A 25,694-nucleotide genomic window follows, 5' to 3' on the forward strand; every position below is an offset into this window, starting at 1 on the left:
TGCTCTATGAATGCGACTTCCGGCTGATTAGAGTAAGTGAGCACTGATGCCAAGGAGACGATGTGAACCTTGATGAGTATCGGCGCGCGGCCCGTGCCTGGCTGGCGGAGAACGCCGGGGAGGACGACCCGAAGACCTTCATGGCCAAGCTCCACGACGCCGGATACTCCGGCATCACGTGGCCGGAGCAGTGGGGCGGCCAGGGCCTGACCCAGGCGGAGGAACGCGCCTTCGCCGCCGAGGCCCGCCACCACACCCTGCCCACCTACGTCTTCTCGATCGGCCTGGGCATGTGCGGCCCCACCATCCTCGACCGGGGCAGCGACGAGCAGCGCGCCCGCTTCCTGCGCCCGCTGCTGCGCGGCGAGCACGTCTGGTGCCAGCTCTTCTCCGAGCCCGGCGCCGGCAGCGACGTGGCCAGCCTCCAGACCAGGGCCGAACGCGACGGCGGCTCCTGGGTCGTCAACGGCCAGAAGGTCTGGACCTCGGTGGCCCAGCACGCCGACTGGGGCCTGCTGCTGGCCAGGACCGACGTGGACGTGCCCAAGCACAAGGGCCTGACCATGTTCGCCGTCGACATGCACCACCCCGGCGTCACCGTCAAGCCGCTCAAGGACATGACCGGCCACGCCAGGTTCAACGAGATCTTCTTCGACGACGTGACCATCCCGGACGCCGACCGCATCGGCGAGGTCGACGACGGCTGGAGCGTCGCCGTCACCACCCTCCTGCACGAGCGCCTGTCGATCTCCGCCGGCGTCGGCATGAGCGGCCAGCGCGACAACCCCGTCTCCTTCGAGGCCCTGCGCGACCGGCTCGACACCACCGACCCCTACGTCCGCGACCAGCTCGTCGAGCTGCACATCCGCTCGCGCGCGCTGGCGCTGTTCAACCAGCGCCTGTCGCAGGAGACCAGGGCCGGCGTCTTCCCCGGCGCCCGCGGCAGCGCGGCCAAGCTCCTGCTGGCCGAGCTGACCATGTTCCAGGCCGACCTCGCCACCTCCCTCGCCGGGCCCGACGCGGCCACCGACGACGGCCTGTCCCAGGCGATCTCGCTGGCGCCCGCCCTCGCCCTCGGCGGCGGCACCAACGAGATCATGCGCAACATCGTCGGCGACCGGGTGCTCGGCCTGCCGCCGGAGCCGCGCGTGGACAAGACCGTGCCGTTCAAGGACCTGAAGGTGGGGACCCAGTCGTGAAGCTCGTGCTCAGCCAGGAGCAGCAGGACCTGCGCGCCGCCGTACGGTCTTTTCTCGCCGCCGCCTCGCCGCTCGCGCAGGTCCGCCGCGACATGGAGTCCCCCGAGGGCTACTCGCGCGCGGTCTACGCGCGCCTGTCCGGCGAGCTCGGGCTCACCGGCCTGATCATCCCCGAGGAGTACGGCGGAGCCGGCGCCGGCCACGCCGAGCTCGCGGTCGTCCTGGAGGAGACCGGAGCCGCCCTGCTGCCCGGCCCGTTCCTGGCCACCACCTTCGCCGCCATCGCGCTGACCCAGGCGGGCGAGAAGGAGCTGCTGCCCGGCCTGGCCGACGGCAGCCTCGTCGCCACCTACGCGGCCGACCCCGGCCACGTGCCCAACGGGATGGAGGCCGGGCTCATCCTGCTCGACGACGGGCGGGAGCTGCGGGCCGTACCGGGGGAGGAGGTCACCAGGGAGCCGCTGGAGACGCTCGACCTCACCCGGCGCCAGGCGCGGGTCACCGCGCCGCGGGGACGGCTGGTCACCGACGACCCCGCGACGCTCGCCGTCATCCGCGACCTGCACTCCGTCGCCCTCGCGGCCGAGCAGCTCGGGGTGATCAGGGCCGCGCTGGAGGCCATCGTCGCCTACGCCAAGGTCAGGGTCGCCTTCGGCCGTTACATCGGCTCCTACCAGGGCGTCAAGCACAAGCTGGCCGACATGCACGGCAAGCTCGAACAGGCCGAGTCGATCGTCCGCTACGCCGCCTGGGCCGCCGACGAGTCGCCCGCCGACCTGCCGGAGGCCGCCGCGCTCGCCCAGGCGTACGCGGGCCGGGCCTGCTTCGAGGTGGCCCGCGACCACCTGCTGCTGCACGGCGGCATCGGCTTCACCTGGGAGCACGACGCCCACCTGTACTACAAGCGGGCCAAGGCCGACGAGGTCCTGCTCGGCCCGCCCCGCCGCCACCGCACCCGACTCGCCGAGCTGCTGGAGCTGTGATGGACATCAGCCAGACCCCGGGCTTCTACGCCATCGCCGGCGCCGACCCCGGCCGCACGGCCGTGATCGACGTGGACGGCGCCGCGACGAGCTACGGCGACCTGCTCGCCCGCGTCAACCAGGTCTCCAACGGCCTGCGCGCCCGCGGCCTGAGCACCGGGGACGTGGTCGCCGGCGTCCTGCGCAACGGCATCGACGCGGTCGTCATGCTGATGGCCACCGGCCAGATCGGCCTGTACTACGTGCCGATCAACTGGCACCTGACCGAGCCCGAGATCGACTACATCGTCCAGGACTGCGACGCCAAGGTCGTGGTCACCGGCCCCGAGGACGTCGCGAGCCTGGCCGAGGGCCGGCCCGGCACCGCCCCGGACGACCGCACCGCGGGCGCCGTCATGTGGTACACCTCCGGCACCACCGGCTTCCCCAAGGGCGTGCAGCGCCCGCTGCCCGGCGCCGAGCCCGAGGCGATCGTCCCGGTGTACGTCTGGTTCCTGGGCGAGGTGTGCGACCTGGCACCGGGCGACGGCGTGCACCTGGTGACCTCGCCCATGTACCACTCCGCGCCGTGCGCCCACACTCAGTTCGCCCTCCACCTGGGCCACACCGTCGTCATCGCGCCGCGCTTCGAGCCCGAGCCGATCCTCGCCCTGGTCGAGCAGCACCGGGTGACCAACGCGATGATGGTGCCGACGATGTTCCACCGGATGCTCCAGCTCCCCGAGGAGGTCAGGAAGCGCTACGACCTCAGCTCGCTGGGCCAGGTCATCCACACCGCCGCCGCCTGCCCGGTCGCCGTCAAGCAGGGCATCCTCGACTGGTGGGGACCGGTCCTCTACGAGTACTACGGCTCGACCGAGTCCACGATCGCCTTCTCCGTCAAGCCCCAGGACTGGCTGGCCCGCCCCGGCACGGTCGGCCGCCCCGCCCCCACGTTCGAGGCCAAGATCCTCGACGAGGCGGGCGAGGAGCTACCCCCGGGCGAGCCCGGCATGATCTACGTCAAGACGAGCCTCGGCTCGTTCGAGTACCGCAAGGACCCGGCCAAGACCGCCGCCAGCATGCGCGGCGACTGGTACGCCCCCGGTGACATCGGCTACCTCGACGAGGACGGCTTCCTGTTCCTGTGCGACCGCCGCACCGACCTCATCGTCTCCGGCGGCGTCAACATCTACCCCGCCGAGATCGAGGCGGCGATCCTGGAGCACCCGGCCGTGGCCGACGTCGCGGTCATCGGCGTGCCGGACGAGGAGTGGGGCCACAACGTCGTCGCGCTCGTGCAGCCGCACGCCCCCATCACCGCCGAGACCCTCCTGGCCCACCTGGAGCCCCGCCTGGCCCGCTTCAAGCACCCGAAGGTGATCGAGTTCCGCGAGCAACTGCCCCGCACGCCGACCGGCAAGCTGTCGCGCGGCAAGGTCAGGGAGGAGTACCTGGCCGCCCGCTGATCAGCTCGCCGCCGCCGGGCTGAAGCTCCGCTCGGCGTGCCTGACCGCGGTCACGGCCCCGAAGGCCAGCAGCCGCACCAGGCTCTCGTCGGTGTGCGGCCACGCCGCCACGTCTCCCTCGGTGATCCGGTACGGCGCCAGCGCCGCCAGCAGGGCCAGCCGGGTGGGCGCCACCTCGGCGGGAGGCAGCCCGTCCAGGGCGTCGGCCAGCCAGGAACCGCCCATGGGCGGATGCCCGCCGTCCCAGCGCACCACCGCCTCGGCCACGCGCTCCGGGTGCGCGAGAAGGGCGCCGCCCTGTCCCGCGGCCCCGGTCAGGGCGGCGTAGGCCGCGCCGACGGGAGAGCCGTCCGCCCAGGCGGGGGAGCTGCGTGCCCAGGCGGAGGCGGCGTGCGTCTGACCGGGGGCGGGGGTGGGCGGGTTCTCCAGCAGGCGCAGGCTCTCGCCCGGTGGCAGCAGGCGCCTGGCGGGCCGGGCCAGCGTGCGCCCGGCCGCCCGCCGTACCAGCCGGGTCTTCTGCAGGCCGCCGGGCAGCACGTCGGGCGTGTGCAGCGCGGTGACCATGCGGTTGATGAAGTGGAAGACCAGCGCCGTGCCGAGCAGCTCCGGCTCGTGCGGGGCGTCGCGGGTCTCGCCCGTCGCCCAGGCGAACAACGCCGCCTGGCGGGGCTCGTCCGGCCTGCCCCCGGCCAGCAGGGTCTCGGCCAGGTCGTGGTCGCCGGTCGCGTGCAGGAACAGGGTGTGCGCGCCCACGCAGTACGGGCACCGGTTGGCCGTCGACACCCCAAGCGCGACGATCTCCCGCTCCGTCCTGGACAGCGGCCCCGCCATCAACGACTCCCTGAGCATCGACCAGGTGGCGGCCAGCAGGGCGGGCACGGACGACAGCGCCATCAGCGCGGGCATGCGGGTCAGGCCGACGTCGGCCGCCTGCCGGCGGTAGACCTCGGCGACCAGGCCGGTGGCCGCCTTGGGCTCGGCCGGGCTGATGTGCAGGAATCCCATGGTCACTCCTTCTCGATCAGATGGCTCGGGCGCAGCACGCCCTCGGGGTCCCACGCCTTCTTCAGCTCGCGCAGGCGGGCGTAGTTGGCCGGGGTGTAGGCGTCGGCGGTCCTGGAGGTGTCGGTGAGGAAGTTGAGGAACACGCCGCCCGTCGCGTGCGGGACCTCGATCGGCTCGCCCGCCATCACCGAGAACGTCACGTCCCGGTGCCCCGCGGGCCCGCCCGGCGCCGCCATCGCGCCGCCCCACCTGCGGATCTCGATGCCCGCCGTCGGCGAGTCCAGGATCGCGGCGATCAGGTCGTCGGGCAGGTCGCGCACGTGCTCGAAGCCGTTGCCGAGCGGCATCGGCCCGTGCGGCGGAGCCAGGACGCGCACCGCCTGCTCGTAGGGCAGCTCGGCGCGCTCGCCGCTGAGCGGCTCGCCGGCCGCCGACAGCAGCGGGGCCAGCGTGGACTCCGGCTCGCCCACCGCCACGACGCGCACGCCCAGCATCCGCGCGCCGTCCGGCATCCTCATGACGAAGACGGCGGCGTTGACCGTGTCCGGCTGCTCCCAGTCGCGGAACGCGGCCAGCGTCTCGCCGGCCCGCTCGAAGGCGTGCATGGTGGTGCCGGCCACCATCCGCTCCACCGGGAACAGGCGGAACTCCAGCCGCGTGACGACGCCGAAGTTGCCGCTGCCGCCGCGCAGCGCCCAGAACAGGTCGGGGTGGTGCTCCTCGTCGGCCTCCAGGATCCTGCCGTCGGCCGTGACGACCTCGGCGCGGGTCACGTTGTCGGCGGCCAGGCCGTACAGACGTGACAGCCAGCCCGCGCCGCCGCCGAGCGTGTAGCCGGTGACGCCGACCGTCGGCGCGCCCGCCAGCGGGGCCAGGCCGTGGACGGCCGCCGCGGACAGCACGTCCTCCCACACCGCGCCCGGCTCCACGACCGCCACCCGGCGCACCGGGTCGACCTCCACGCCGGCCATGCGGGTGGTCTTCAGCAGCAGGCCGCCGTCACGCGGCACCAGCGTGCCGTGGCCGGTCGCCTGCACGCTCAGCGGCAGGCCGCGCTCGCGGGCGGCGGTCAGCGCGGCCCGCACGTCCTCGGCCCCGAGCGCCTCGGCGACGATCGCGGGCCGCTGGTCCACGGCCTGGTTCCACGCCCAGCGACCGTCGTCGTAGCCGGGGTCGCCGGGAAGGTGGATCGGGCCGGAGAAGTCATCGATTCGCATGGTGACGACGATCCCCGCCGGATCGCCGCCGGTCGTCGTACCAGCGAACGCACTTGCCTACTCTCGCGGGAGTAGCACCCCCGGACGACGCATTCCGGAGAGATTTGGCGTAGTTTGCCGCCATGAGCAGGCCAGATCTCCTGTTGGCGCCCATCGTGGCGGCCGTAATGGTGTCCAACGCCGCCCTCACCGGCAAGGCGGGCCCGTTCGGCTACGCCCTGCTGCTGGCCTCGGCCGCAGTCATGCACTTCCACCGGCGTTACCCGGTGCCCGTGCTGGCGGCCACCACCGGGCTCGGGCTCCTCTACATCCTGACCGTCGAACCCGAGATCGCCGCGAGCGTGCCCGCCCTCATCGCGCTGACCAGCGTGGTCAGGGCGCGCGCCCGGCCGTACGCGGCGGCCTCGGCCCTGACGCTCATCGCCGGCATGGTCGTGGCGAACCTCCTGGCCGGACAGCCGCCGCTGGTCGCGATCAAGGGCGGTTTCCTGGTCATGGGCTGGTACGTGGCGGCGATGGCGATGGGCGTGGCGCTTCTGCAGGCCGACGAGCGGGCCGCCGAGGCCGAGCGCACCAGGGAGGAGGCGGCGCTGCGCCGGGCCGAGCAGGAGCGGCTGCACATCGCCAGGGAACTGCACGACACGCTGACCCACGCGATCTCGGTGATCAAGGTGCAGGCGGGCGTAGCCGTACACCTGGCGAAGAAGCGCGGCGAGGAGGTCCCCGCGTCGCTGCTGACGATCCAGGAGGCCAGCGGCGACGCGATGCGCGAGCTGCGCGCGACGCTGGAGGCCCTGCGCGATGAGACTGTGGCGCTGGCGCGGCTGCCGGGACTGGTCGAGCGGACCAGGGCGGGCGGCCAGGACGTGCGGCTGACCGTCGGCGGCTCGCCCCGCCCGCTGCCCGAGGAGGTCGAGCAGGCCGCCTACCGGATCGTCCAGGAGGCGCTGACCAACGTCACCAAGCACGCGGGCGGCACGGCCGCCGCCGACGTGGTCGTCAGCTACGGCAGCGCGGGCGTCGTCCTCCAGGTGGACGACGACGGGCACGGCCGGGCGGCGGGCACGCCGGGGGTCGGGCTGACCGGCATGCGCGAGCGGGTCGCCGCGCTCGGCGGCACGCTGGCCGCGGGACCGCGGCCCGAGGGCGGGTTCAGCGTGCGCGCGGAGCTGCCCGCATGATCCGCGTCCTGCTCGCCGACGACCAGAAGCTCATCAGGGCGGGCTTTCGCGCGCTGCTGGACGCCGAGGAGAACATCGAGGTCGTCGGCGAGGCCGCCAACGGCAGGGAGGCGATCGAGCTGGCCGGGCAGCTCCTGCCCGACGTGGTCCTGCTCGACATCCAGATGCCGGTCATGGACGGCATCGAGGCCACCGCCGCCATCGCCGCCGACCCCAAGCTGGCCGGCGTGCACGTGGTGATCCTCACCAACTTCGGCCTCGACGAGTACGTCTTCTCCGCGCTGCGCGCGGGCGCGGCCGGGTTCCTGCTGAAGGACACCGACCCCGGCGACCTCGTGCACGCCGTCGGCGTGGTCATGCGCGGCGACGCGCTCCTGTCGCCCGGCATCACCCGCAGGCTGATCAGCGAGTTCGTGACCCGGCCGCCGCTGACGCTGCCGCCGGGCGAGGCCGAGCTGCTGACCGCTCGCGAGCGCGAGGCCGTGGCGCTGGTGGCGCGCGGGCTGACCAACGCCGAGATCGCCGGGAGCATGGTGGTCAGCCCGTTCACCGCGAAGACACACGTGAGCAGGGCCATGACGAAGCTGGGCGCGCGCGACCGCGCCCAGCTCGTGGTGTTCGCCTACGAGTCGGGGCTGGTCAGGCCGAAGGGCTGAAGACCAGCTCGGGGGAGTGGCCGCGGCCCTCGCCCAGGTAGAAGCGGACCGTCATCGTGCGCTCGGCGGTGTCGAAGAACGAGCTGTAGAGGGTCCGCATCGACGGGTCGCCGCTCTGCGCCACCTCCAGCAGGCTCGCGCGCAGGTCCGCCGGGCTCATGACCGCGTCGTGGCTGCGCTCGTGCAGGGTGCGCAGGCGGGCGTAGGAGGAGAAGGACGTCGGGGTGTCCTCGGGCAGCGCCTTGGGGTCCGGGTGGCGGTGCAGCAGGTGGTTGGTGACGCACAGCGCGCCGCCGCCCGCCTCCGTCACGTGGCCCGGCGCCTCCCACACGAACGCCTGCCCCTGCGCGTCGGCGATCAGGTAGTGCAGCGGCATCCCGAAGTCGTACTGCGTGACCTCCCGCAGCGCCGCCTTGGCCTCCTCGGCCGTCTCGCAGGTCTCCAGGAGGAAGCGCGGCAACTGCACCGAGTTCACGCCGACCTGCGGGGACAGGTCCTCCGGCGGCGCCGCGGTCTCGAAGTCGGCGATCAGCAGCACCACGGACAGCCCGGCCTCGTTGACGCCGTCCATGCAGCCGTCGAACTCCGTCATCGTCAGCGTCGTGGTCGCGAGCCCGGCGTCGGGCCGGCTGGTGATCACGTGGGGACGGGAGGCCATGGGCAGCTCGCCCGGGACCGCGGGGGTGCCCATCAGCTCGCTCGTGGTCATGGTGAAGAAGTCGTAGTTGCGGCCGATCCTGCCGTGCCCGTCCGTGGCCGCCGACGGCGGCACCCACAGCGCCGAGCACGCCTGCGGCAGCGCGCTCAGCCCGTCGAGCGTGACCTCGTCGCGCTCCGGGTCGAGGCCGAGCGCGGCGGCGGCGCCGTTCATGCGGGCCAGGTGCTGCGGCCAGTGCCGGGCGAACCACTCCCGGCGCGCCCGGTTGACCTCCGGGTCGGCGGGCGCGGGCCGCCAGCCGAGCCTGCGCGCCTCCTGGGCGAGCTGACCGCCGATCTCCTCCTGCGTGCCGGCGACGGTGATGTGACGGACGAGCTGGAAGTCGTCCCTGCTGCCTGCTACCTGCGTGATGTCCATGCCCGAGACGATGGCGCCGGGTCCTGACCACCGGCTTACCGGTCGCTGACCGCCCTGCCGTACCGCTCGGCCAGCGCCCTGACGGCGGTGGCGAGCTCGGGCGGGTCCAGCACCTCGAAGTCCACGCCGAGGAAGCCGATCCAGGCGGCGATCCCCGAGAGGTCGTCGCCGCCCACCCGCATCAGGCAGCGCTCCTCGCCGTCCGGCTCGACCTCCAGCCCGATCCCGAGCCCGCGCATCCGCTCGGCGGGCGCGTGCAGCCGCACCGTCCCGCGGTGCTCCCACATCGCGGTGTTGATCCCCTTCTCCACGTACGCCGCCACGTCACCCGGCAGTTCCCGGGGCGCGAACCGCGGCCCCGTGGCGGGCACCTTGAGCGTGACCCGGTCCACCCGGAACGTGCGCCAGTCCGCCCGCTCCACGTCCCACGCCATCAGATACCAGCGTCCCCTGCGATGCACCAGCCGGTACGGCTCCGCGTCCCGCCTGCTCACCGCCCCGCCGTGCCCGGTGTAGTCGAAGCGCAGGCGCTCGTGGTCGCGGGCGGCGTTGGCGATCGTGGTCAGCACCTCCGGCGGCACCGACGGCGCCTCGCCGGGGATGTGCACCGTGTGGGTGTTGAGCGCGCTGACCCGGCGCCGCAGCCGCGAGGGCAGCACCTGCTCCAGCTTGGCCAGCGCTCGCACCGAGGTCTCCTCGATCCCGGCCACGCCGCCGCCGGCCGCCCGCCCGAGGCCGACCGCGACCGCCACGGCCTCCTCGTCGTCGAGCAGCAGTGGCGGCAGCGCCGCCCCGGCGCCGAGCCGGTAGCCGCCGGCGACGCCCGGGGTGGCGTGGACCGGGTAGCCGAGCGTGCGCAGGCGCTCGACGTCGTTCCTGACCGTCCGGGTGGAGACCTGGAGACGGTCGGCCAGCTCGGGGCCCGACCATTCCTTGTGGGCCTGGAGCAGGGAGAGCAGCTTGAGCAGGCGGGCCGAGGTTTCCAGCATGTTCCCAGTGTGCCCGCAATCGAGGAACGGTTGGTTCCGCGTTTCCCGGCCGAGTCCCCGCCGTCGCGGCGGGGACCACGTCCGGCCTGAGAAGCGATCCCCCCGATCGGCGCCCGCGCGGGTCGGCGGGTGGCGTGGGGGTGGCGCAGCCGTAACGGAAAGGTGGTCAGAAGAGCTTGCCGGCCTGCTGGACGAGCGTGAGCACGGTGAGCGAGCCGAAGAACGCGACGGACCAGAACAGGGCGGCCAGCCGGTACGAGCGGACCTTGATCGCGTCAGGCAGCGAGCGCCGGTTCAGGATGATCAGCAGGATCGAGTACACGAACATCATCACCGCCGCGAAGCTCGCCGAGAACACCAGCAGGATCAGCGGCTGGTCGAACCCGAGCAGCAGGATCGCGGTCCCCGCCACGGTCATGGTCCACACCGTCAGGAAGTAGACGCGGTTGACCGAGATGCCGCGCTCGCGGAGGTAGACGGTCTTGATGACGTCCGAGGCCAGCCGCGAGGTGTAGTCCACGATGCCCATCGCCGAGGCGAACAGCGACAGCGCGCCGATCACCCAGAACAGCACCCCGAACCACGGCCCGACCACGCTCGACAGCGTCTCGCCCTCGACCTTGAGGAAGGTGATGCTGTTGGCCAGCCCCTCCTTCCCGAACACCGTCGAGTACGCCAGCATCGACATGAGCGCGATCGTCAGGAACGACACCAGCGCGAACGTCGAGCCCTGCTCGATGTTGGCGAAGCGCCACCACTGCCGCCAGCGCGCCAGGTTCTCCTTCGTCGGGGCGAACTGGAACCCGGTGGAGGCCGCCGCCTCCTCGTGCCCGGTCACCGGGCTGACCAGGCGCGGCACGTACGCCCCCATGCCGAAGCCCTTGTCGCGGATCCAGTTGCTCTGGCACAGGTTCTGCCCGCCGCCGGCCCCGGCGTAGGCGATGGCGCCCATCAGCACCGCGAACTCCAGCGGCGGCACCGGGAACCGCGCCCCGACGCTCAGCCCCTTGCCCAGTTCCACCCACGCGTCCGCGTTGATCGCGAACAGCACCGCCACCACTGCGAGCGTCAGCACGAGGCCGATCTTCACGAAGATCACCCGCTCCAGGGCGGTGTAGATGACCGGGGCCAGCGTCAGCGCCAGCGCGATGACGACCAGCATGCCGATCGCGATGTAGCGGACCGAGGACTGCCCGCCGCCGGTCAGGTAGGTGACCATCGTGGCCGAGGTCGTCACCCAGCCTGGCCACAGGTTCGAGCAGAGCGTCATCAGCACGAAGACCAGGCCCCAGTGCTTCCACATGCGGCTGAACCCGGTCAGCGCGGTCTCGCCGGTGGCCAGCGTGTACCGCTCGATCTCCATGTTGAGGAACCACTGGGTGACGATGCCGATCAGCGCGCCCCAGATGAAGACGAGACCGACCTGGGAGGCGATGTAGGGCCAGAGGATGAACTCGCCGGAGGCCAGGCCCACGCCCGCGCCCACCAGCCCGGGGCCGATGACGCGCCAGGTGCTGCGCGGTGGTTCTGGCAGGTCCCTCACGGTTACCGGCGGTAGCACGCGGTGCGGGACGGTGGGGGTGAATTCCGTCATACCCCGACGTTAACCAGGCTGTTCGCCCTCTGACAGGTTAAGTACATATTCTCCACGGTCCGTGAAAGCCACCACCCGCGCGCCCGCGCCCATCAGCCCGCCCAGGACCTCGCGCACCGCCGTCCGCCACGCCCTGCCCGCCTCGGGGTTCTCCCGCCGCAGCGTCTCGATGTCGCGCGGCGTCGCCACCAGCACGACGGGCCCGTCCACGCTGCCCACCACGGGCAGCCCGTCCCGCTCCGCCACCCCCGCCGTCGCCCTCTCCACGAGGTACGGCGCCGCCGTCTCCTCCAGCCGCCACACCGCCAGCAACCGGTCCGACCGGTCGCCCTCGTTGATGGCGTCGCCCATGACCCCGTAGAAGTCCTCCAGGTACTCCTCGGGCCTGGCGCCCAGCTTCACCAGGTTGAAGCGGGCGTTACGCCGTACCAGGGGGTCGAACGTCCAGGTGATCCTGGTGATCCCCCGCTCCAGGGCCCACTCGCGCTGGTGCAGCTTGAGCGGCATCCCGATGCCCTGGCCGGGCAGCGCCCCGGTCACGTGGGAGTGCAGGGTGCCGCCCGCGGCCAGGATGCCCACGGACCCGCCGACCAGCTCCCCGTCGCGGAAGGCCCCCGCCACGTAGCCGCCGGTGTGCGAGAACACCTTCATCAGCTCCACGGTCACCGGCGGGTTGCCCGGCTCGGGCCGCCAGATGTCGTCGAACAGGCGGTAGAGCCCGGCGAACTCGTCCTGGTCGTGGAGTTCGCGGAGGTCGAGGTCGCTCACGTGCCGCTCACTCGCCCGCCAGGACCGCCGACACCAGCGCCCGCAGGAGTTCCATGCGGCGCGGCATCTCGGCGACGATCACGTGTTCGTGGTCGGCGTGCGCGCCGCCGCCCACGCCGCCCAGCCCGTCGAGGGTGCGGCAGCCGAGCCCGGCGGTGAAGTTGCCGTCGGAGGCGCCGCCCACGTGGGCACTGGTCAGGGGTTCCGGGCTGAGGCGCTGGGCCAGCGCGAACAGCTCCGCCGACATGGCCGCCTCCAGCGGCGGGCGGTTCGGGCCGCCGCCCACCTCGATCCTGGTGCCCGGGGTCGTGGGGGACAGGGCGCGCATGAGCTCGTCCACCCTGGCCTGCGCGGCCAGCGACGAAACCCGCACGTCGACGCCGACGCGGGCGTGGGCGGGCACGGTGTTGACGGTCGAGCCGCCGGACAGCACGGTCGGCGTGACCGTCGTGGCCTCGGCCCTGGGCAGTTCGCCGCCGTCGACGACCTGGGCGAGCCCGTCGATGGCGAGGATCTGGCGGGCCAGCTCGACTCCGGCGTTGGCGCCGTTCCACGGTTCGAGGCCGGCGTGGGCGGCCTTGCCGTACACCTCGACGCGATAGTCGGAGGTGCCCTTGCGCGCGGTCTTCAGCGCGCCGCCGTCGGCGCTGGCCTCCAGGACGAACGTGGCGGAGGCGGCGCGCGCGGCGTCCTCGATCAGCGCCCTGGACGTCGTCGAGCCGACCTCCTCGTCCCCGGTGATCAGCACGCTGACCCCGTCGAGGGCCGGCAGGCCCGCCAGCGCGTGGAAGATCTGCACGAGCCCCGCCTTCATGTCGAAGACGCCCGGGCCGCGCGCCACCCCGTCCACCACCGACCACGGGTGGGTGCGCAGCGTGCCCATCGGCCAGACGGTGTCGTGGTGGCCGAGCAGGAGCACGCGCGGCTCGCCGAACGTCCAGCGCAGGTGGGTGACGCCGTCCACGACGACGAACTCGGGCTCGGCGCCGAGATGCCGCGCGCCCATCGCGCCCACGACCTTGGCGCTGCGCGCGACCGCCTCCAGGTCGCTGGAGAACGACTCGCAGGTGACCAGCTCTTCGAGATCCACGATCATACGAGCAGCTCCCCGAGGAAACGGTGGACGTTGCCACCGATGATCTTCACGACGTCGTTCTCCGGCACCCCGCGCTGGAGCAGCCCCTCGGTGACCATCGGCAGGCCCTCCGGACCCTCCAGCCCGGGGATCGCCTGCAGCGGGTCCACGCCGCGCAGGTTGACGTCCTCGCAGCAGGGCGGGGTGAGCTCGCGCATCACCTCGTACACGAAGTCGGGACCCAGGCCCACGTGGTCGATCCCGGCCACCGCGGCGATGTGCTCGATGTGGTCGAGCAGGTTGTCCAGGCCCGCCTTCGAGCCGTCCTCCAGCAGGAACGGGGCGAAGAAGTTCACGCACACCACGCCGCCGCCCGCCGCGACGGCGCGCAACTGGTCGTCGGTGAGGTTGCGGTGGTGGTCGCGCAGCGCGCGGGCGCTGGAGTGCGTCGCCAGCAGCGGCCTGGTCGACAGCTCCAGCACATGCGCCACCCCCGAGGCGCCCAGGTGCGAGATGTCGAACACCATCCCCAGGCGTTCCATCTCCCGCAGCGCCGCCACCCCGTGGGAGGTCAGGCCGCTGCCGGTGGCGTCCTCGCCGCTCCCGTCGGCCAGCGGGGTGCGTCCCCAGTGCGCGATCGAGGCGATCCGCACGCCCAGCCGGTGGAGCGTGGAGATCAGCTCCACGCTCGCGTCGAGGCCCGGCATGCTCTCCAGCGCCAGGACGAGCGCGATCTTCCCGGCCGCGAGCGCCGCGTCGATCTCCGCCCCGGTACGGCACAGCGCCACCGCACCGGCGTTGCCCTCGGCGATGACGTGGGCGCATTCGACCATGCGCAACGTCTGCCTGAGCGCGCCCTCCGGGCGGTACTGGTCGTCGATGAAGACCGGCAGCACCTGCAGGTTCACCCCGCCGGCTAGCAACTGCGGCAGCCAGCGCTCGCGGAAGAAGGAGGCCCAGCTCTCCGCGGGCCGTGCCGAGACCGCCATCAGCAGGTCGTTGTGCGTGTCGGCCACGACCGCACGCTGGTGGAGGGGTGTCGTCATGCCTTCGACCGTATCGTGCCAGTCGGTAAAGATCGTTCGTCCCATCGGACAAAACCACCCGGGCTTGATGGGATGCCGCCACAATCGCCCACCTGCGCTTCCTCCGCGCGGCCGGTGCGCGGGTCCGGTCGCCACCAGGCCCGCCGAGCGCGGGATGCCCAGGTGTTCCGCGGGCGGCGAGGCGCCCGGCAGGCCGAACCCGCCGGCGAGCTGGGCGTGGGTCAGGCCCTCGGGTGGGGAATCGCCTCAGCCGAACCGGTACGCCCGCACCGGCGGGAGCGCGGTGAGCCTGCGGTAGAGCGGCGTCGGGCCAGGCCAGTTGTTGGTCACCCTGCCCTCGGCCGTCTTGTACCAGCTCTGGCAGCCGTTGCCCCACACCATGCGGGACATGGCCGCGTCCAGTTGCCCGCGCCAGGCCGTCATCGCCTCCGGCCTGACCTCCATCGGGCCCCGCGCCGAGAGGTGCGGCAGGCAGTTCATGACATGGTTCACCTGGCATTCGAGCATGAAGATGATCGAGTTGTGGCCCAGGTTGGTGTTGGGACCGTACAGCAGGAACAGGTTGGGGAAGCTCGGCACCGAGATGCCCAGGTACGCCTCCGCGCCGCCCGCCCACTGCTCGTTGAGTCGCCGGCCGGCGCGGCCGGTGATGGTGATCGGGGCCAGGAACTCCGTGGTCCGGAACCCGGTGCCGTAGATGATGGTGTCGGCCTCGCGCAGGCCCTCGGTGGTCTCCACGCCCTTGGCTGTGACGCGGACGATCGGGTCGGTGACCACGTCCACGTTCGCCCTGGTGAGGGCCGGGTAGAAGCGGCTGTCGATCACCACCCGCTTGCAGCCGGGCGGGTAGGCGGGGGTGAGCTTGGCGCGCAGGTCCGCGTCGGGCACCTGGGCGCGCAGGTGGTCCAGGGCACGCTTCTTCAGCAGGCCCTGGCTCCAGCCCATGGCCAGCGCGGGGTAGAGGGTGCCCTCGGCGTACCTGTAGATCCATTCGCGGTACGCGCGCTGTAAACCGGGCACGAAGTGCAGGGCCAGCCGGGTGAGCGGGCCGAAGGCGGCGTCGGGTTTGGGGATGACCCAGTTGGGGGTGCGCTGGAAGACGTCCAGGTGGGCGGCGCGTTCGGCGACCGCGGGGATGAACTGGGCGGCGGAGGAGCCGTTGCCGATGACCGCGACCCGGCGGCCGGAGAGGTCGTGCGCGTGGTTCCAGCGGGCGGAGTGGAAGGTGGTGCCGGCGAATTCCTCCATACCCGGTATTTCGGGAAATTTCGGGAGGTTGAGTTGGCCGACGCTCGTGACGAGGACGTCGAAATCCGCCCTTTGCCGACTGGTGCCCTCGTGGAAGGTCAGGCGCCACCTGTCGTGGTGGAAGCGCGCGTCTGTGACGTCGGCACCGAACCGGATTTTTCGCCGGACGCCGTATTTATCCGCGCAATGGTCCATGTAGGCGAGGATTTCCGGTTGGCCGGGGTAGCGGCGGCTCCATGAGGCGTACTTCTCGAAGGAGTACGAATACAGATGCGAGGGAATGTCGCAGCCTGCCCCCGGATAGGTGTTGTCGCGCCAGGTCCCTCCCACCCGGTCGGCTTTCTCGAACACCGTGTAGCTCGTGATGCCCGCGCGTTCGAGCTGGATCGCCATGCACAGCCCACCGAATCCCGCACCGATGATCGCGATCCTAGGTGACATATCGCCCTCCGCGTCAGGATCCACTTACATTACGCCGAACCCGGTTCGGACGACACCCCTGGCACAACACGCCTGGCACCCCCGTCCAGGCCGGTAGTCTGCGCAGCGTGACGCTGGCAGAAGTGATCGGAACGCTGGAGACGGCCTACCCGCCCGCCACCGCCGAATCCTGGGACGCGGTCGGACTGGTCGTCGGAGATCCCGCGCAGGAGGTGCGGAAAGTCCTGTTCGCGGTGGATCCGGTGGCTGTGGTCGCGGAGGAGGCCATCGCGTGGGGGGCCGACCTGGTCGTCACCCATCACCCCCTCTATCTGCGCGGCACCACGAGCGTCGCCGCCACCACCCCCAAAGGCCGCCTGGTCCATACCCTGATCAAGCACGACATCGCCCTCTACACCGCTCACACCAATGCCGACGTCGCCAATCCCGGCGTCTCGGACGCGCTGGCCCGTGCCGTCGGCCTGACCGGCGACCTCGTGCCGCTGCGGCCCTTCCCCGACGACCCCTGGCGCGGCCTCGGCCGGATCGGCACGCTGCCGTACCCCGTCACGCTCGGCGAGTTCGCCGAGCGCGCCGCCGAGGGCCTGCCCAAGACGTCCTGGGGCATCCGCGTCGCGGGCGATCCGTCCCGCACCGTCTCGCGCGTCGCCGTCAGCGGCGGCGCGGGCGACTCCCTCCTCGGTACGGCTCGCGCCGCCGGCGTCGACGTCTTCCTGACCGCCGACCTCCGGCACCACCCGGCCAGCGAGTTCATGGAGGCCGGCGGCCCGGCGCTCATCGACGCCGCCCACTGGGCCACCGAGTGGCCATGGCTGGACAGCGCCGCGTCCATCCTGGCCTCCGGTGGCGTTAACGTTGAGACGCGCGTCTCCGCCACGGTCACCGATGCTTGGACAAGAGGATATTGATCATGAAAGCAGCCCCTGAAGCACAGAAGCGACTGCTCGACTTGGCAGAGCTCGACTCCGCGGCCGACCGGCTGGCCCACCGCCGGCGTACCCTGCCCGAGCTGGCCGAGATCGACGAGCAGACCAAGCGGTTCGCCAAGCTCTCGACCGACGTGATCGAAGCCGAGACCGTGGCCGGCGACCTGGCGCGCGAGCAGACCAAGGCCGAGTCCGACGTCGACACCGTCCGCACCCGCGCGGACCGCGACCAGAAGCGCCTCGACTCCGGCGCCGTGACCTCGCCCAAGGACCTGGCCAGCCTGCAGTCCGAGATCGCCTCGCTGCACCGCCGCCAGGGCGACCTGGAAGAGGTCGTCCTGGAGATCATGGAACGCCGCGAGGCCGCCGACGCCAAGGCCGTCGATCTGGTCGCCCAGCGCGACTCCCTGGCCTCCACCAGGGCCGCCGCCGAGGACCGCCGTGACGCCGCGCTCGCCGAGATCGACAAGGAGGCCGCCGACGTGCAGCAGCGCCGCGGCGGCGTCGCCGCGGACATCCCCGCCGACCTCATGACCCTCTACACCAAGCTCAAGGGTCAGTACGGCGTCGCCGCCGCCATGCTCTACCGAGGCCAGTGCCAGGGCTGCAAGGTGTCGCTGTCCATCGCCGAGATGAACCGCATCAAGGCCGCGCCCCACGACGAGGTCCTGCGCTGCGACGAGTGCCGCAGGATCCTGGTCCGTACGCCAGAGTCGGGCCTGTGACCTCGTACATCGTCGAAGCCGACGGCGGCTCGCGTGGCAACCCCGGCCCCGCCGGCTACGGCGCCGTCGTCCTGGACGCGGCCGACCGGCAGGTGCTGGCCGAGACCGCCGAGGCGATCGGCGTCACCACCAACAACGTGGCCGAGTACCGCGGCCTGATCGCCGGCCTGACCGAGGTGCTGCGGCTGGGCGGCGAGGGCGCCGTGGTGGCGGTGCGCATGGACTCCAAGCTGGTCGTCGAGCAGATGGCGGGCAACTGGAAGATCAAGAACGAGGGGCTGCGGCCGCTGGCGCTGGAGGCCAACCGGCTGGTGGCCCGGCTCCGGGTGACGGAGTGGACCTGGATCCCCCGGGAACGCAACAAACACGCCGACCGCCTGGCCAACGAGGCCATGGACGCCGCCGCCAAGGGCCTGCCCTGGCACGTGGGCGGCGAAGCCGGCCCCGACTCCACCACCCCAACCCACCCCGAACCCGACACCCCCGCACACACCCGACCCACCGCCCCGCCTACCGGCCGAATTGCCTCCGGTCAGTCAGGCGCTGCCTCCGACTCCGCTGAGCAGGGCGCATCCGTTCGTGCGGCAGGGCGCGGAACTACTGGGCAAGGGGCAGCCCGGAGCGACTCCGCTGGGCAGGGCGCCTCCGGTGGTGCGTCGCAGGGCGGTGCGGTGGGGCAAGGGCTGGGCCGGAGTGGTGCCGGGCAGGTCGGGGGGCAGACGGAGCTTTTCGGGGGAAGCGGGCCTTCGGGGCCCGCGGCGCGGAAGACGCCGCCGCCTGCTGCCGACATGTCCGACCTTTCAGCCCCTTCCGCTTCCACCGCCGCCCAGCAGACCCGGGCCAAGGGGACCGGCTGGGCCGATGCCACCCGTGTCGCCACCTCCCTGCTGTTGCTGCGCCACGGCGAGACCCCGCTGTCGGTGGAGCGGCGGTTCTCCGGGCTGGGTGACGCCGAGCTCACCGCCAACGGACTGGCCCAGGCGGCGGCGGCCGCGGAGAGGTTGGCGCGGGAGCCGTACCGGCTGGATGTGATCGTGAGCTCGCCGCTCAAGCGCGCCCGGCAGACCGCGGAGGCGGTCGCGGCCCGCACGGGGCTCGGCGTGGAGGTGGACGAAGACCTCAGGGAGACCGATTTCGGGGCGTGGGAGGGGCACACGTTCACCGAGATCCAGCGGCGCTGGCCCGACGAACTGGCCGCGTGGCTGGCCGAGCCGTCGGTCGCGCCGCCGGACGGCGAGAGCTTCGCCGAGGCCGCCCGCCGCGTGCAGCGGGTCAGGGACCGCCTGGTCGAGCAGCACCTCGGGAAGACCGTCCTGGTCGTCTCGCACGTGACGCCGATCAAGATGCTGCTGCGGTTCGCGCTGACGGCGCCTCCGTCGGCTTTGTACCGGATGCACCTCGACCTGGCCTGCCTGAGCCTGGTCGACTACTACGCGGACGGCAACGCCGTGGTGAAGGCGTTCAACGACACCGCGCACCTGCGCTGAAGGGTGGTAACCTCGCTGCCAGACGAGCCGGCCGGGCGGCCGCGTCGGGCCCGCGAGGGTCCGCCGAGGAAGGTCCGGGCTCCACAGGGCAGGGTGGTCGGTAACGCCGACCCGGGGTGACCCGCGGGACAGTGCCACAGAAAGCAGACCGCCTCCCCTTTCGGGAGGTAAGGGTGAAACGGTGGTGTAAGAGACCACCAGCGCCCACGGTGACGTGGGCGGCTCGGTAAACCCCACCTGGAGCAAGGTCAAGAAGGGCGCTTCGCGAGAGGCGCCCGCGCGCGACGTCCGAGGGCTGCCCGCCCGAGCCGCGCGGGTAGACCGCTTGAGGCCGCCGGCAACGGCGGCCCTAGATGGATGGTCGCCCCCTCACCCGAGGGACAGAACCCGGCCTACAGGCCGGCTCGTCACCCACGTCTGTTGAACAGGCAACCTGAGCCGGTGCAGGATCAGACCAGGGGTGGACAACACTCGGGCGTGACTCGGTTAGCCTGAGGCGCATGATTCGACCTGCGACCCCCGATGACGTCCCCGAGATCCTGGCCATGGTCGGTGAGCTGGCCGACTATGAGAAAGCGGCCCACGAGGTCAGGGCGACCGAGGCCCAGTTGCGTGCCGCGCTGTTCGGGGAACGGCCGGCCGCCTTCGCGCACGTGGCCGAGGATGACGGGCGGCTGGCCGGGTTCGCGCTGTGGTTCCTGAGCTTCTCGACGTGGCGTGGCGTACACGGGATCTATCTGGAGGACCTCTTCGTGCGCCCGCAGCATCGCGGCGGCGGCCACGGCAGGGCGCTGCTGGCCGAACTGGCGAAGATCTGCGTGGAGCGCGGCTACCAGCGCCTGGAATGGTCGGTCCTGGACTGGAACGCCCCCGCCATCGGCTTCTACAAGAAGCTCGGCGCGGTCCCCATGGACGAGTGGACCGTCTACCGCCTCACCGACGAACCGTTGCGGGCCCTGGGGGGATGAATGGAGTGAGAGGCGGGGGCATCGGCAACCCCGCCCCGCACTCGCGTCCCCGGGAGTCGGGACGCTCACCACGTTAGGACCGCAGGGCAGGCCCGTCTGCGGAGGATTACGCAGAACGGGCGTCCCACGCGGCCAGGATCGCCTGCTCCTTCTCGGGCGCCATCCCGTGCGCGTACTTCGCGCCGAAGACCCGCTGGTCCTCGGGGATGTGCCGCAGCCACTCCCAGGTGTCGCGCACGGTCTCGGCCACGGGACGGCTGCGCAGCCCCGCCGCCTCGGCCTTGGCGGTCGAGGCGGTCCAGAAGTTGGCCATGTCGGGCTGGGCGGGAGCCCACAGCGGCAGTTCCATCCAGATGCCCGCCTCGTGCTCGATCAGGAAGTCATCGGGGATCCACACGAACTCCGCGTCCGAGCCGGTCTCCCTCTTGCACATCTCCAGCCACTCGCCGTAGGTGGTGTTGCCCGCGGGCCCGGTCACGATGAACCGGTCGGCGACCCCCTTCTCGGCCTGGTCCAGCGTGAACACGGCGATGTCGCGGGCGTCGATGAGCTGCATCGGCTGGGCCGGGTCGCCGGGCGCGAGTGTCCTGCCGCCCTTGGAGATCCGGGTCAGCCACCACGGCAGGCGGGCGACGTTCTCGTACGGGCCGAGGATGAGGCCGGGCTGGATGATCAGGGCGTTGCCCTCGAAGCCCTGCTCGACGGCGCGTTCGCAGCCCGCCTTGAGCACGCCGTAGTCGCCCGCCTCCGGCCCGGCGTCGGGCGCGCAGTCGAAGAGGGGGCTCTGCTCGGAGGTGTGCTCGGCGGGGAAGTTCTTGAAGGCCGAGATGGTGGAGATGAAGGCGTAGGTCGCCGCCCGCCCGGACAGCAGCCGCACCGACTCGCCCACGACCTTCGGCACGTACCCGGAGGAGTCGACCACCAGGTCCCACGTGCGCCCGTCGACCAGCCGCTCCAGGTCCGCGGTGACCTCGCGGTCGCCGTGCACCGCCTCCACGCCGGGCAGGTCGGGCCCCGTCCGGCCCCTGTTGAACGTCGTGACCTCATGTCCCCTGCCGAGCGCTTCCTGCACGATCGCGCGGCCGAGGAACGCCGAACCTCCGATGACCAGAACTCTCATGTCTTGCATTCTTCGCGTACGGCCCGCAGAACCCGTCATGTCTTCACCGAGAGCGTAGAAGGCAGCGGCGGCAGCATGTGCACCCGCGCCCGCCCGATGTCGAAGTAGAGCCCGACCAGCTCCAGCTCCCCGGCCCTGACCTGCTCGTCCACCCGCCGGTAGGTACGCAGGTTGAGCAACTGCTGCTGCACGTTGACCCGGCACAGCCGATCCAGCGGCCCGCTGTCGCTGCCGTCGCTCTCGGTGCCGATGAACGTGGCCAGGCTGTGGTTGCCGTGCCGCAGCCAGCGCCGCAGTCCGGGCATGCTGCCCGCCTGGACCCCGCCGCTCAGCAGCCCGGCCATGGCCCCGCAGCCCGAATGCCCGCAGACCGTGATCGTCCGCACGCCCAGCACCTGCGTGGCGTACTCGATGGCGGCCACGACCGAGTCGTCGTGCGGCTCGCTGCCGCGCCGGGGCACGAGGTTGCCGATGTTGCGCACGGTGAACAGGTCACCGGGGCCGCTCGCGGTGATCAGGCTCGGCACGACCCGCGAGTCGGCACAGGTGATGAACAGGTGCGAGGGCGTCTGGCGGCGGGCCAGTTCGGTGAAGATGGGACGCACCAGCGGAGCCGTACGCCGATGGAACTCGCGCGCGCCCGCCGTGAGCTGGCACTCGACCGCGGTCGGCCCGACCTGCTGCGGAACCAGCGACGGCCGGACGGCGCTGCGCCGCCTGCGGTGCGCCCACGGCAGCCACCAGCGGTCCGGTGCCCGCGGCGGCGTCTTGGCGGGGAACATGCGTGAGCCCGAGGCGGCCATCGCGTACCACTCGTCGTGGATGTCGTCGATGTCCACGGTGCCGCCCATCCGCTCGTGGTCCACCCGCCAGGAGTGGATCGCCTCGAACGCGGCGTTGTCCATGAAGTCGATGTTGAGGTCGAGGTCGACGCTGGCGCCCTCCGGGATGGAACGCAGCTCGTGCGTCAGCCGGGGCACCCCGAGGAAGGTGAGCGAGCCGGAGATCGTCGCGTGGTAGTGGCCGTCCTCCTCCGGCCGCACGTTCACCGTCACCCAGGTCAGCCTGCGCAGGGCCAGCAGCGCCGCCAGACCCAGCCCGGCCACCACGCCCTCGGCCAGCCCGAGCACGACGACGCCGAGCAGGGTGACGATGTAGACGGGCACCTCGCCGTGGCCGTGCACCTTCCTGACGTGGCCGAGGTTGACCATCTGCACGCCGATGAAGACCAGCAGCGCGGCCAGCGCCTCCATCGGGATCAACTGGATCGCCCAGCCGAACCCCAGCGCGAACAGCAGCATCCAGACGCCGTGCAGCACCGTCGACCAGCGGCTGCGCGCGCCCGCCTTGACGTTGGCGGTGCTGCGCACGATCGCCCCGGCCACGGGTACGCCGCCGAGCGCCCCGGTGACCATGTTGGCCACACCCTGGCCGGTCAGCTCGGTGTCGAGGTCGGCGCGGGGACCCTGGTGCGTACCGTCGACCGCGACCGAGCACAGCAGCGACTCCACGCTCGCCAGCAGCGCGACGAGCAGGACCGCGACGACGACGCGGTGCCAGTCGCCCTGCGGCAGGACCGGGAAGGCCCAGTCGGTGAAGCTGCCGGACAGGTCGACGCGGGTCACGTCCCAGCCGAACGCCCAGGCCGTCACCGCGGCGGCCAGCAGCGCGGCCAGCGGCGCGGGCACCGCCCTGACCGGTTTCGGGAGCTTCGACCAGATCGCCAGCACCGCGATCGTCAGCATGCCGACCGCGAAGCCGTGGTCGTGGTTGGCGGCGATCTGCGCGGGCAACTCGATGAGGTTGGCGATGGCCGAGGTCTGCGGGCTGCCGCCGAGCACGATGTGCAGTTGCGACAAGGCGATGACCACGCCCACCCCGGCCAGCGTGCCGTGGATGACCGCGGGGGAGACCGCCAGCGTGGCCCGCGCGGCGCGGAAGAGGCCGAGGACGATCTGCACCGCCCCGGCCAGGAGGGTGATCATGCAGGTGGCGCGCCAGCCGTACGTGTGGACCAGATCCACCACGACGAGCGACAGACCCGCGGCGGGCCCGCTCACCTGTACGGCGGAGCCGCCCAGCGCGCCCGCCACGATGCCGCCCACGACGCCCGAGATCAGGCCCGCGGCCAGTGGCGCTCCCGAGGCCATGGCGATGCCCAGTGACAGGGGCACCGCGACGAGGAACACCACCAGCGAGGCGGGCAGGTCGTATCGGAGCGTGCGGATCACGCTACTCTGTGTGTCCCTGATCATGCGAGCAACTCTAGTGGCCCCACTGACCAGGGATTACGCCTTGCTCGGGCTTTTGATGATCACCGGTAGTAGTCGGGATACTCCGGCTGCTCCGGCGCCCGGCGGCGGCCGCCCTGGCGGGCCGGCTGCTGCTCCTGGCCGTTGGGGTACATCTCGCCGTAACTCGGCCAGCCGCCGTTCGCGGGCGGCTCCGGCCAGGCGGCGCCGCCGGTGGGAGAGGCGGGGGCGTAGTCGCCGGTCTCGTAGGCGGGGTAGGGGGCGGGCTGCGGTGCGGGGTTCGCGGTGGGAGCGGCCAGCACGTCGTCGTAGGCGGAGACCGCACGGGCGGGCGCCGTCGGCGTGCCCGAGGCGGGCGTGGGACCGGTGACCTCGCTGTCGTCGGCCACGGCCCAGCCGGCGCGCACCTCGTAGGAGTTCGGATAGTCGTTGCCCGCCGGCCGGGGGGCGTAGGCGCCCTCGAAGGCGGGCCAGGAGTCGGCCGGGCCCGGCGTCACCGGCGTCGGGTCGTCGAGCACGTCACGCACCGGCGTCGCCGGCCACGAGCCCGAGGCCGTGGGAGTGGGCGAGACCGGGCTCTGCCACGTCTCGGCGTTGTTGACGTAGGCGGGGAACGGGTCGCTGGTGGGCGCGCCGTGCAGCGTGCCGCTGGGGACCGCGGTGAACGAGCCGCTGTTGGTCGGGGTGAACGAGGGCGAGGTCGGCGGGGTGGCGGCGGGGGCGGGGAACGCGCCGCTGTTGCGAGCGGGCTCCGGACGCGACGACGGCGGCGGGGGTACGGGCTGCGCGCCCGCGCCCAGGATGCTCATCACGTCGGCGGTCGGGGCGGCGAAGGTCACGGTGCGCTGGTCGGCCACCTCCGCGCTGGCGGGGGCGGGGGCCTTCTTGGCCCGCCGCGACGGGCGCGTGGGCGGGGCCGGGGCCTCGCTCGGAACCGCCTCCATGCGCTGCGTCGGCTCGACCAGATCGGCCAGGTTCGCCTTGGCGGCCGCGGGAGCGGGAGTGCGCTGCGGGAGCGGCTGCTGGACGGTGGCGGCGTTGGGGTCGGGCTCGGCCGCGGTTGCGGCGCTCACCGGCTGCTCGGGCTTGACCGGGCGCGGGGCGCCCATCGGACGGTCCACGTTCACCGGGCGGGAGGCGCCCTTGCGGGCCGCGACCGTGCCGCCGGCGCCGAAGCCGCCTTCCTCCGCGTCGCTGCGGATGTTCGCCCAGAACTCCTCGTCCTCGTCGTCGGAGCTCGGGTTGCCCCACTCGTCGACGCCGCGCTTGCCACGCTGGCCGGTGCGTACCGGCCGGGGCTGCTTCACCTCGTCGATCGGGCTGAAGTCGGGGCTGAAGTTGTTCATGCGGGGCTCGTGCGCCGCGAACTCGTCGGTCGAACGCGCCGTCCTCATCTCTTCCCGGTCGGCCATCTCCTTCAGCCGCTCCGGAGGCAGGGAACTCTCCCTCTTGTTCATCGAACGCATGCCCAGTGCCACGACGACGAGCACGAGGAGCACGACAGCGACCAAGCTGACTACGACCGCGATCATTGCACCACCCTCAAAGCCATGGCCTCCCAGTGGCGCCGGTGAGATCGCGCGGCCATCGACGCGACCTGCCCCCTTTGATCACCGACGTCTAACAATTGGATCTGATTCTGTCGGACCACTATGAGCGTTGTCACACCCTAAGTGAAGAATTGGTAACCATTACTACCTGCGGTGTTCGACCTCTCACTCGATGTTGACCACCGTCAGGCGCCCCCGGGCTATGGTCCGGTCCGCGATGTCCTTCAGGACCTTGGGGAGCGAGGCGTCCCCCTCGACCGTCACCCGCTCGTCCAGCGCGTAGACGCTGAAGCGATAGGTGGACTTCTCCTGGCAGGGCGGCTCGTAGCCCTCCTTGCCGCTGGTCACCTTGGCCTGGCCGGTGTCGTCGTCCGGCAGTGCCTCGGTGGCGTTGGGGCCGAGCTCGGTCCAGTCGGGCGGGATGTTGTAGACGACCCAGTTGACCGAGGGATTCGAGCCGGTGTGGGTGTCGAGCACGATCGCGATCGACTTGGCACCCGGCAGCGGCTCTCCCGACCAGCGCAGCGGCGGACTGCCCTGGCTGCCCTTGCAGGAATATTCGCGGGGCAACGGCTTGCCCTCGCGTAGTTCTGGACTGGTGACGTTGAGCTGGCCGATGTCCTTGGCCATCGACCGGCCCGGCAGGAGTGCGCAGCCCGACGACGCGAGCGCCAGCGCGACCGCCGCCGAACAGACGACGGCCCGTCGCACGCGTGTCGCCGTGTAACGCAGCCCCATGCC

General features: G+C 72.0%; 22 protein-coding genes and 1 other RNA gene. 10 read left to right on the forward strand and 13 right to left on the reverse strand.

The features are described from left to right. The first annotated feature begins 62 nt into the window (after positions 1-62). From ACIBEJ_RS10820 to ACIBEJ_RS10830, 3 genes are read left to right on the forward strand one after another with little or no spacing between them, the layout of a single operon-like run. Positions 63-1,199: an acyl-CoA dehydrogenase family protein gene (locus tag ACIBEJ_RS10820; protein WP_397182446.1), complete on the forward strand. Its 1,137-nt coding sequence runs from the start codon at positions 63-65 to the stop codon at positions 1,197-1,199. Continuing rightward, positions 1,196-2,182 carry an acyl-CoA dehydrogenase family protein gene (locus ACIBEJ_RS10825; protein WP_397182447.1) on the forward strand — a complete coding sequence of 329 codons (987 nt, stop codon included), beginning with the start codon at positions 1,196-1,198 and terminating at the stop codon, positions 2,180-2,182. The genes ACIBEJ_RS10820 and ACIBEJ_RS10825 overlap by 4 nt, the downstream gene beginning before the upstream one ends. Continuing rightward, positions 2,182-3,630, forward strand: a complete 1,449-nt coding sequence (locus ACIBEJ_RS10830; protein ID WP_397182448.1) for an AMP-binding protein — start codon at positions 2,182-2,184, stop codon at positions 3,628-3,630. Before ACIBEJ_RS10825 ends, ACIBEJ_RS10830 begins: the two co-directional genes overlap by 1 nt. Here the strand turns inward: ACIBEJ_RS10830 and ACIBEJ_RS10835 are convergent, their stop codons facing one another. After that, positions 3,631-4,635 (reverse strand): carboxymuconolactone decarboxylase family protein, encoded by a 1,005-nt coding sequence (locus tag ACIBEJ_RS10835; protein WP_397182449.1) that lies wholly within the window; start codon positions 4,633-4,635, stop codon positions 3,631-3,633. A 2-nt stretch (positions 4,636-4,637) separates the two neighbouring features. Beyond that, positions 4,638-5,852 (reverse strand): FAD-binding oxidoreductase, encoded by a 1,215-nt coding sequence (locus tag ACIBEJ_RS10840; protein ID WP_397182450.1) that lies wholly within the window; start codon positions 5,850-5,852, stop codon positions 4,638-4,640. Positions 5,853-5,974: 122 nt separating this feature from the next. On the opposite strand from ACIBEJ_RS10840, the gene ACIBEJ_RS10845 reads away from it, so the two are divergent. Together ACIBEJ_RS10845 and ACIBEJ_RS10850 are read left to right on the forward strand one after the other, a co-directional pair. Further along, entirely contained in the window at positions 5,975-7,033 is a 1,059-nt protein-coding gene (locus ACIBEJ_RS10845; RefSeq protein ID WP_397182451.1) for a sensor histidine kinase, read from the forward strand. Further along, complete coding sequence (locus ACIBEJ_RS10850; RefSeq protein ID WP_397182452.1) at positions 7,030-7,689, forward strand: response regulator; 660 nt, start codon at positions 7,030-7,032, stop codon at positions 7,687-7,689. Before ACIBEJ_RS10845 ends, ACIBEJ_RS10850 begins: the two co-directional genes overlap by 4 nt. Here the strand turns inward: ACIBEJ_RS10850 and ACIBEJ_RS10855 are convergent. From ACIBEJ_RS10855 to ACIBEJ_RS10885, 7 genes are all read right to left on the reverse strand, one after another. After that, a complete protein-coding gene (locus ACIBEJ_RS10855) occupies positions 7,673-8,764 on the reverse strand; it encodes a C45 family autoproteolytic acyltransferase/hydolase (protein ID WP_397182453.1) in 1,092 nt (363 codons plus the stop codon). The two genes, ACIBEJ_RS10850 and ACIBEJ_RS10855, sit on opposite strands and share 17 nt — an antisense overlap. A 35-nt stretch (positions 8,765-8,799) precedes the next feature. After that, a complete protein-coding gene (locus ACIBEJ_RS10860; protein WP_397182454.1) occupies positions 8,800-9,753 on the reverse strand; it encodes a helix-turn-helix transcriptional regulator in 954 nt (317 codons plus the stop codon). 166 nt (positions 9,754-9,919) lie between these two features. Then, on the reverse strand, positions 9,920-11,347 hold the full coding sequence (locus ACIBEJ_RS10865; RefSeq protein WP_397182455.1) for an Nramp family divalent metal transporter: 1,428 nt from the start codon (positions 11,345-11,347) through the stop codon (positions 9,920-9,922). A gap of 9 nt (positions 11,348-11,356) precedes the next feature. Further along, entirely contained in the window at positions 11,357-12,115 is a 759-nt protein-coding gene (locus tag ACIBEJ_RS10870; RefSeq protein ID WP_397182456.1) for a GNAT family N-acetyltransferase, read from the reverse strand. Positions 12,116-12,122: 7 nt separating this feature from the next. Further along, positions 12,123-13,211 (reverse strand): M20/M25/M40 family metallo-hydrolase, encoded by a 1,089-nt coding sequence (locus tag ACIBEJ_RS10875; RefSeq protein WP_397182457.1) that lies wholly within the window; start codon positions 13,209-13,211, stop codon positions 12,123-12,125. Then, positions 13,208-14,236 carry a dipeptidase gene (locus ACIBEJ_RS10880; RefSeq protein WP_397182458.1) on the reverse strand — a complete coding sequence of 343 codons (1,029 nt, stop codon included), beginning with the start codon at positions 14,234-14,236 and terminating at the stop codon, positions 13,208-13,210. Before ACIBEJ_RS10880 ends, ACIBEJ_RS10875 begins: the two co-directional genes overlap by 4 nt. A gap of 246 nt (positions 14,237-14,482) precedes the next feature. Further along, a complete protein-coding gene (locus ACIBEJ_RS10885) occupies positions 14,483-15,925 on the reverse strand; it encodes a flavin-containing monooxygenase (RefSeq protein ID WP_397182459.1) in 1,443 nt (480 codons plus the stop codon). A 107-nt stretch (positions 15,926-16,032) separates the two neighbouring features. Here ACIBEJ_RS10885 and ACIBEJ_RS10890 point away from each other — a divergent pair, with 107 nt between their 5' ends. From ACIBEJ_RS10890 to ACIBEJ_RS10910, 5 genes are all read left to right on the forward strand, one after another. Then, on the forward strand, positions 16,033-16,833 hold the full coding sequence (locus ACIBEJ_RS10890; RefSeq protein WP_397182460.1) for a Nif3-like dinuclear metal center hexameric protein: 801 nt from the start codon (positions 16,033-16,035) through the stop codon (positions 16,831-16,833). A gap of 2 nt (positions 16,834-16,835) precedes the next feature. Continuing rightward, entirely contained in the window at positions 16,836-17,576 is a 741-nt protein-coding gene (locus tag ACIBEJ_RS10895) for a zinc ribbon domain-containing protein (protein WP_397182461.1), read from the forward strand. Further along, positions 17,573-19,063: a histidine phosphatase family protein gene (locus tag ACIBEJ_RS10900; RefSeq protein ID WP_397182462.1), complete on the forward strand. Its 1,491-nt coding sequence runs from the start codon at positions 17,573-17,575 to the stop codon at positions 19,061-19,063. Before ACIBEJ_RS10895 ends, ACIBEJ_RS10900 begins: the two co-directional genes overlap by 4 nt. 23 nt (positions 19,064-19,086) lie before the next feature. After that, an RNA gene (gene rnpB / locus ACIBEJ_RS10905) (RNase P RNA component class A) lies at positions 19,087-19,474 on the forward strand. 89 nt (positions 19,475-19,563) lie between these two features. Continuing rightward, on the forward strand, positions 19,564-20,031 hold the full coding sequence (locus ACIBEJ_RS10910; RefSeq protein WP_397182463.1) for a GNAT family N-acetyltransferase: 468 nt from the start codon (positions 19,564-19,566) through the stop codon (positions 20,029-20,031). A 106-nt stretch (positions 20,032-20,137) separates the two neighbouring features. On the opposite strand, the gene ACIBEJ_RS10915 is transcribed toward ACIBEJ_RS10910, so the two are convergent. The 4 genes from ACIBEJ_RS10915 to ACIBEJ_RS10930 all read right to left on the reverse strand — a co-directional run bounded on the left by ACIBEJ_RS10915 (position 20,138) and on the right by ACIBEJ_RS10930 (position 25,691). Continuing rightward, positions 20,138-21,151, reverse strand: coding sequence for an NAD-dependent epimerase/dehydratase family protein (locus tag ACIBEJ_RS10915; RefSeq protein ID WP_397182464.1), 1,014 nt, complete (start codon positions 21,149-21,151; stop codon positions 20,138-20,140). Between the two features lie 35 nt (positions 21,152-21,186). Beyond that, complete coding sequence (locus ACIBEJ_RS10920) at positions 21,187-23,406, reverse strand: SulP family inorganic anion transporter (protein WP_397182465.1); 2,220 nt, start codon at positions 23,404-23,406, stop codon at positions 21,187-21,189. A gap of 59 nt (positions 23,407-23,465) precedes the next feature. Continuing rightward, positions 23,466-24,935, reverse strand: coding sequence for a hypothetical protein (locus ACIBEJ_RS10925; RefSeq protein ID WP_397182466.1), 1,470 nt, complete (start codon positions 24,933-24,935; stop codon positions 23,466-23,468). Positions 24,936-25,118: 183 nt separating this feature from the next. Beyond that, positions 25,119-25,691, reverse strand: a complete 573-nt coding sequence (locus tag ACIBEJ_RS10930) for a YbhB/YbcL family Raf kinase inhibitor-like protein (RefSeq protein WP_397182467.1) — start codon at positions 25,689-25,691, stop codon at positions 25,119-25,121. Positions 25,692-25,694: the final 3 nt, after the last annotated feature.

This window comes from Nonomuraea sp. NPDC050790, assembly GCF_044456745.1.
Taxonomy (GTDB): Bacteria; Actinomycetota; Actinomycetes; order Streptosporangiales; family Streptosporangiaceae; genus Nonomuraea.

What these genes read in the sequence shown, in the direction of transcription:
- ACIBEJ_RS10830 (WP_397182448.1), top strand. Translation starts at nt 2,182, where the DNA reads ATGGACATCAGCCAGACCCCGGGCTTCTACGCCATCGCCGGCGCCGAC.
- ACIBEJ_RS10845 (WP_397182451.1), top strand. Translation starts at nt 5,975, where the DNA reads ATGAGCAGGCCAGATCTCCTGTTGGCGCCCATCGTGGCGGCCGTAATG.
- ACIBEJ_RS10880 (WP_397182458.1), bottom strand. Translation starts at nt 14,236, where the DNA reads ATGACGACACCCCTCCACCAGCGTGCGGTCGTGGCCGACACGCACAAC.
- ACIBEJ_RS10930 (WP_397182467.1), bottom strand. Translation starts at nt 25,691, where the DNA reads ATGGGGCTGCGTTACACGGCGACACGCGTGCGACGGGCCGTCGTCTGT.
- ACIBEJ_RS10840 (WP_397182450.1), bottom strand. Translation starts at nt 5,852, where the DNA reads ATGCGAATCGATGACTTCTCCGGCCCGATCCACCTTCCCGGCGACCCC.
- ACIBEJ_RS10865 (WP_397182455.1), bottom strand. Translation starts at nt 11,347, where the DNA reads ATGACGGAATTCACCCCCACCGTCCCGCACCGCGTGCTACCGCCGGTA.
- ACIBEJ_RS10835 (WP_397182449.1), bottom strand. Translation starts at nt 4,635, where the DNA reads ATGGGATTCCTGCACATCAGCCCGGCCGAGCCCAAGGCGGCCACCGGC.
- ACIBEJ_RS10850 (WP_397182452.1), top strand. Translation starts at nt 7,030, where the DNA reads ATGATCCGCGTCCTGCTCGCCGACGACCAGAAGCTCATCAGGGCGGGC.
- ACIBEJ_RS10920 (WP_397182465.1), bottom strand. Translation starts at nt 23,406, where the DNA reads ATGATCAGGGACACACAGAGTAGCGTGATCCGCACGCTCCGATACGAC.
- ACIBEJ_RS10895 (WP_397182461.1), top strand. Translation starts at nt 16,836, where the DNA reads ATGAAAGCAGCCCCTGAAGCACAGAAGCGACTGCTCGACTTGGCAGAG.
- ACIBEJ_RS10875 (WP_397182457.1), bottom strand. Translation starts at nt 13,211, where the DNA reads ATGATCGTGGATCTCGAAGAGCTGGTCACCTGCGAGTCGTTCTCCAGC.
- ACIBEJ_RS10910 (WP_397182463.1), top strand. Translation starts at nt 19,564, where the DNA reads ATGATTCGACCTGCGACCCCCGATGACGTCCCCGAGATCCTGGCCATG.
- ACIBEJ_RS10860 (WP_397182454.1), bottom strand. Translation starts at nt 9,753, where the DNA reads ATGCTGGAAACCTCGGCCCGCCTGCTCAAGCTGCTCTCCCTGCTCCAG.
- ACIBEJ_RS10925 (WP_397182466.1), bottom strand. Translation starts at nt 24,935, where the DNA reads ATGATCGCGGTCGTAGTCAGCTTGGTCGCTGTCGTGCTCCTCGTGCTC.
- ACIBEJ_RS10855 (WP_397182453.1), bottom strand. Translation starts at nt 8,764, where the DNA reads ATGGACATCACGCAGGTAGCAGGCAGCAGGGACGACTTCCAGCTCGTC.
- ACIBEJ_RS10885 (WP_397182459.1), bottom strand. Translation starts at nt 15,925, where the DNA reads ATGTCACCTAGGATCGCGATCATCGGTGCGGGATTCGGTGGGCTGTGC.
- ACIBEJ_RS10915 (WP_397182464.1), bottom strand. Translation starts at nt 21,151, where the DNA reads ATGAGAGTTCTGGTCATCGGAGGTTCGGCGTTCCTCGGCCGCGCGATC.